Annotated in this window: 5 protein-coding genes; 4 read left to right on the forward strand and 1 reads right to left on the reverse strand. The window is 67.3% G+C overall.

Annotated elements, in window-relative coordinates; translation table 11 throughout:
- Together ndk and HYU53_17175 are read left to right on the forward strand one after the other, a co-directional pair.
- A partial coding sequence (ndk, locus tag HYU53_17170; protein ID MBI2222921.1) for a nucleoside-diphosphate kinase occupies positions 1-372 on the forward strand: 372 nt, incomplete at its 5' end.
- Positions 373-403: 31 nt separating this feature from the next.
- On the forward strand, positions 404-958 hold the full coding sequence (locus HYU53_17175; protein MBI2222922.1) for a dCTP deaminase: 555 nt from the start codon (positions 404-406) through the stop codon (positions 956-958).
- A gap of 100 nt (positions 959-1,058) precedes the next feature.
- Here the strand turns inward: HYU53_17175 and HYU53_17180 are convergent, their stop codons facing one another.
- Positions 1,059-1,487 carry an Hsp20/alpha crystallin family protein gene (locus tag HYU53_17180; GenBank protein MBI2222923.1) on the reverse strand — a complete coding sequence of 143 codons (429 nt, stop codon included), beginning with the start codon at positions 1,485-1,487 and terminating at the stop codon, positions 1,059-1,061.
- A 198-nt stretch (positions 1,488-1,685) separates the two neighbouring features.
- Here HYU53_17180 and HYU53_17185 point away from each other — a divergent pair, with 198 nt between their 5' ends.
- Positions 1,686-4,232 carry a response regulator gene (locus HYU53_17185; protein MBI2222924.1) on the forward strand — a complete coding sequence of 849 codons (2,547 nt, stop codon included), beginning with the start codon at positions 1,686-1,688 and terminating at the stop codon, positions 4,230-4,232.
- An 89-nt stretch (positions 4,233-4,321) separates the two neighbouring features.
- A partial coding sequence (locus HYU53_17190) for a hypothetical protein (GenBank protein MBI2222925.1) occupies positions 4,322-6,015 on the forward strand: 1,694 nt, incomplete at its 3' end.

Raw genomic sequence — 6,015 nt, forward strand, 5'->3', positions numbered from 1 at the left:
GCCCGTCACGCCGGGCGGATCATCCAGCGCATCGAGGAGTCGGGCTTCCAGATCCGTGCCATCAAGCGGTTGCACCTCACGAGGACGCAGGCTGAAGGGTTCTACGCGGTGCACCGCGAGCGCCCTTTTTTTGCCGGGTTGACCGACTTCATGTCATCCGGGCCGGTGGTCGTGCTCGCGCTCGAGGCGGCCGACGCGATCAAGAAGTGGCGCACGCTGATGGGCGCGACCGATCCGGCACAAGCCGACGCAGGCACGCTCCGCAAGGAATTCGGCACATCGATCGAGCGCAACGCCACGCACGGCTCGGACGCTCCCGAGACGGCCGCATTCGAGGTCGGCTATTTCTTCGCCGGCTACGAGTTGACCTAGCCGCCGGCCTGCAGGCCGTGGAGGAGCACTTATGGCGATCAAGTCAGACAAGTGGATCCGGCGGATGGCCGTCGAGCACCAGATGATCCAGCCCTTCGAAGCGTCGCAGGTGCGCGAAGGGGTCATCTCCTACGGGGTGTCCTCCTACGGGTACGACATCCGCGTGGCCGACGAATTCAAGGTGTTCACGAACATCAACACCACGGTCATCGATCCGAAGGCCTTCGATCCCCGGTCGTTCGTCGATGTGAAGGCGCCGGTCTGCATCGTCCCGCCCAACTCGTTCGCGCTCGCTCGGACGGTCGAGTACTTCCGCATTCCGCGCAACGTGCTGACGGTCTGCCTCGGCAAGTCCACCTACGCCCGCTGCGGCATCATCGTGAACGTGACGCCGTTCGAGCCGGAATGGGAGGGGACGGCGACGCTCGAGATTTCAAACACGACGCCGCTGCCGGCCAAGATCTACGCGAACGAAGGGATCGCCCAGGTGCTGTTCTTCGAGAGCGACGAGGTCTGCGAGCGGTCGTACGCCGACAAGCAGGGGAAGTACCTGAGGCAGCTCGAGGTCACGCTGCCGCGAGTGTAGGGGGTCAGATCTAGAAATCTCACTTTTTTCGTGATCTGACCCCCACCGCAGGGTCAGATCACGAAAAAAGTGAGATTTCTAGATCTGACCCCCTTTCTCGTTACGCCGCGATTTCGATCTTCCGCGGCTTCACGCTTTCCCGCAGCGGGAGCGTGAGCTCGAGCAGCCCGTTGCGATAGGCGGCCGTCACCTTCTCGCCATCGATGGATTCGGGCAGCGTGAGCGTGCGCTCGAACCGGCCGTACGTGATCTCGCTCATGTACGGCTCATTCTTGTGGTCCTCACGGCGGCGCTCGCCCCGCACCGTCAACGTGTTGCCGGCCACCTCGATGTGGACGTCCTTCGGATCCACACCCGGCAGCGCCAGGCGCACGTTCCAGCCGTCCTTCTCAGAGGCGACCTCGATGGCGGGTGCGAAGGCGGCCGACGGATTCGCCGCGCCCTGAGTGTCCCACGCACGGGAAAACAGGCGATCCATTTCACGGTGAAGGCTGGTCAGCTCTTCGAACGGGTTCCAACGGGTCAACATGGCTACGAACCTCCTCAAAACCTTGATGAGCGCAGTATATGAAATGCGTCATTACATGTCAAGTAATATGAGTATAATGCACTAATATTAATGTCAGGTGGAGTGGCCGCCGACAATTCGGCAAGGTGCCCCTAACTGCCGCGTTTTTCTGCAAGAGACGCACTGGCGTTGGGGTTGCAAAGAGCAGCCGGAATCCCGTTGAGCCAGGAACCAGATCTCTCGACCAGCGTCGCCCCGGAACCACGGGCGTTTGCCCTGCGCAAGGCGCTGCTCGCCACAGCCATCCTGATCTGCCTCTTTGGGGGAATGGTCGCCCTGCTGGGCTGGACCGTGTACAGGCGCGCCCTGGACGCGGACACGGCCGCCGCCACGCGCTACGTGGCGTCCGTGGCCGACATGAAGATCCGTCAGATCCGGGGGTGGCGCGAGGAGCGCCGGCGCGACGCCGAGTACCTCACGCTCGACCCTGCTTTTGCCCGCCAGATTGCGCAACTGCGCGGCCCGCACACCGCGGCGGACGTCGCCGGACTCCGTCGCCGCGTGACGGTCCTGTTCCGCAGCGAGGAATACCTGCACGCGACGCTGCTGAGACCGGACGGCGGCGGTCCCCTGGCCGATGGGTTCTGGATGCCGGGTGCCCAGTGCCAGGCGTTCGTGGCGCGCGCCGTCTCGCTCGCGCAGCCCACCTTCGGGCAGATCGAGCGCGGGCCGGACGGCGAGATTCACCTGGATGTCGCCGCCCCGGTGCGCGATGTCGAAGGACCCGGCGTGGTCGCGGTGCTCGTTGTCCAGATCGACCCACGCCCCTTTCTGTACCAGGCGGTGGGCGCCTGGCCGGGGGAATCGGACACGGCCGAGACGCTGCTCCTGCGCAAGGAGGGGGACAAGTTCGTGGTGCTCAACGACGCGCGGCACCGGCGCGACGCGGCGCTGCGCTTGACCGTGCCTCTCGCGAGCCCGTTGCGGCCGGCCGGACGCCTCACAGGCGGCGAACGCCGCGAGGTCACGGCCGTCGACTATCGGGGCGCCGAAGTCATCGCGGCCGTGCGCCAGGTGTCCGGCACCCCGTGGACCATCATTTCGAAGATCGATCGTGACGAAGCGGTGACGGGCACGCGCGACCACGCGGGGCTGCTGTTTGCCGCCCTCGCCGCGCTGGTGGCGCTCGCGGCGGCGACCGGCGGTGTGGGTGTGTTCTCGATGCAGTCGCGCTTCTACCGGCGCCAGTATCGCGCCGCGGCCGAGCGCGAGGCGATGCTCCAGCGGCACGCGGCCGAACTGGAAGCCGCCGACGGCCGCCTCCGCGAGAGCGAAGAGCGCCTGCGCCTCGCGCTCACGGGGTCGGCGGCGGCGCTCTACATCCAGGACGCGGACCTCCGCTACGTGTGGATTTACAACCCCCTGCACTTCCCGCGGGAGGAGATCGTCGGCCGGACCGACGAGGATCTCTTCGGCGAGAGCGGCCGGGCGCTGCGGGCGCTGAAACGTCACGTCGTGCAGTCGCGCGTGCCGGCGCGGCAGGAAACCGCGCTCGACGTCCACGGCGCGGTTCGGTTCTTCGACGTGACCATCGAGCCGCTGCTCGCCGGCGATACCGTGGTGGGAGTCCGCGGCGTCACCGTCGATGTCACCGATCGCCACCAGCTCGAGGACCAGCTCCGGCAGGCGCAGAAGCTGGAGGCCGTGGGGCAGCTGGCCGGCGGCGTCGCGCACGACTTCAACAACCTGCTGACGGCGATCAATGGCTATACCGAGCTGGTGCTCTCCGAACTCGCGAAAGACGATCCGCACCGGTCGGATCTCGCGCAGGTGCAGAACGCCGGCAGCCGCGCGGCGTCGCTCACTCGCCAGCTGCTCGCCTTCAGCCGTAAGCAGGTGTTGCAGCCCGAACCGGTCGAGATCAACGCGCTGATCACGCAGACCTCCACGATGCTCCGGCGGATCATCGGCGAGGACGTGCAGCTGCAGCTCGCGCTCGGCCCCGCCGCGTGCGTCTTCGCCGACCCCGGTCAGCTCGAGCAGATTCTGCTGAACCTGTGCGTCAACTCGCGCGACGCGATGCCGGGGGGCGGCCGGATCACCATCCAGACCTCGCGCGTTGACGGGCCGCGCGTGCGCATCGTGGTTGCCGATACCGGCACCGGCATCGCGCCCGACGTGCTGCCGCACATCTTCGAACCGTTTTTCACCACCAAGGATCGGGATCGCGGGACGGGGCTCGGGCTCGCAACCGTCTACGGCGTGGTGCAGCAGTCGGGCGGGACGATCGACGTCAAGACCGTCGTGGGGCAGGGCGCCACGTTCATCCTCGAGTTCCCGGAATGGAGCGGTGCCCCTGCATCCGGCGCCCCCGTGAAGCGGGCAGGACAGGGGACGGAGAGCATCCTGATCGTCGAGGACGATCACCCCGTCCGCGCGCTGGCCGAGCAGATCCTCGTTCGCGCGGGATACCGGGTGGTCTCGGTCGCCAGCGGCGCCGAAGGCATCGCGCTCGCGGCACGCGAGCGCTTCGACCTGCTGCTGACCGACATCGTGATGGCCGACATGGACGGGCGGGCCGTGGCCAAGGCGCTGCTCGCGGTCAGCCCGGACACGCGCGTGCTGTATATGTCCGGGTACGCGCCGTCCCTCCTTGCCAACCGCGGCGTGGACGGCAGCGTGCGCCTGCTGCAGAAGCCGTTCAGCATGCTCACGTTGACGAGCGCCGTCCGCGACGTCCTCGACGCGGCTCCGACGACCACCTGAAACCACGCCGGCCCGGCGGCGTCCCCGTGCACACCTGCCGCGGCGTGTGATTTAATGCGCCTCCTATGTTCACTATCTACCCGCGTCACATGGCACTGGCCGCTGGGTTGTCGCTGCTCGTTGGCACTGGCGCCATCGCCGCGCAGGCGGTCGCCCAGGCGGCACCGCGCGGCCGAGAATCGCAGGCCGCAGCGGCGCAGCCCTCTGCGCCCGAGTCTCCGGCCATCATCAATCAGAGCGACGATCCGGTTCTGAAGCCGTTCCGCTGGCGGTCTATCGGCCCCGCGTCCATGGGTGGCCGCGTGGATGATATCGAGGCGGTCGAGAGCAACCCGTCGATCTACTACGTGGCATTCGCGACCGGCGGCATCTGGAAAACCGTCAACAACGGCACGACCTTCACGCCAATCTTCGATACGCACCCGGTTTCGTCGATTGGGGACATCGCGATCGCGCCGTCGAACCCGAACATCGTGTATGCCGGCACCGGCGAGGCGAACAACCGGCAGAGCTCGTCGTTCGGCAACGGCATGTACAAGTCCATCAACGCCGGCAAAGCGTTCACGCACATCGGCCTCGCCGACACGCAGTCGATCGCGCGCGTCGTCGTGCACCCGCGCAACCCGGATGTGGTGTACGTCGCCGCGGTGGGGCATCTCTTCGGCCCGAACGAGGAGCGGGGACTGTATAAGACCACCGACGGCGGCAGGACGTGGACGAAGAGCAAGTTCATCGACGCGGACACGGGCTTCACTGACGTCGTGATGGATTCGGGCGAGCCGGAGACGCTCTACGCGGCGTCCTATCAGCGGCGCCGCACGCCGTGGGGGTTCAACGGCGGCGGCCCCGGCGGCGCGATCTGGAAGACGACCACCGGCGGCCGCACGTGGACGAAGCTGACGGGCAAGGGCCTGCCCGACGGCGGCGGCATCCTCGGCCGCATCGGCCTTGCGGTGTCGCGCTCGCGGCCGAACATCGTCTACGCGCAGATCGAGGTCGGGGCCAGCGCGGGCACCGGCGGCAACGTCACCGCCGAGGGGAAACCCGCGCAGCCGTCTCAGGGGTTCGGCGGCTTCGGCGGCGGCGGCGCGCCGCAACGGCCCGGCGAGCCGCCCCCGCCTCCCGATCCGAAGAAGTCGGGGGTGTGGCGATCCGACGACGGCGGGAAGAGCTGGCGGGTGGTGAGCAACAACAACAACCGCCCGATGTACTACAGCCAGATTCGCGTCGATCCGACCAATCCGGACATCGTCTACACGATGGGCGCGCCGTTCCACAAGTCGGTCGACGGCGGCAAGACCTTCAAGGTGGTCCAGGGCATCGCACACAGCGATCACCACGCGCTGTGGATCAACCCGAAGAACCCGCAGCAGCTGATCCTCGGCAACGACGGCGGCATCGACGTCAGCTACGACCAGGGCGAGACGTGGGACTTCATCAACACGATCGCGGTCGGGCAGTTCTACGCCATCAGCTACGACATGCAGAAGCCGTACTACGTGTGCGGCGGGCTCCAGGACAACGGCAGCTGGTGCGGGCCGAGCGCGACGCGAAGCCAGAACGGCATCACGAACGCGGACTGGTTCCGCGTCGGGGGCGGTGACGGGTTCTACACCTCGCAGGATCCCACGAACCCGGACATCGTTTTTGCCGAATCGCAGGACGGCAACGTGAACCGCGTCGATCTCGCCGCGGGCCAGACGCAGAACATCCGCCCGCGCGCGGCGCAGGCGCCGCGTCGCGCGGCGGGCCCGCCGGCCGCCGGCGGACGCGAAGACGTCAC

It is taken from the genome of Acidobacteriota bacterium, assembly GCA_016184105.1.
In the GTDB taxonomy this organism is placed as follows: Bacteria; Acidobacteriota; Vicinamibacteria; order Vicinamibacterales; family 2-12-FULL-66-21; genus JACPDI01.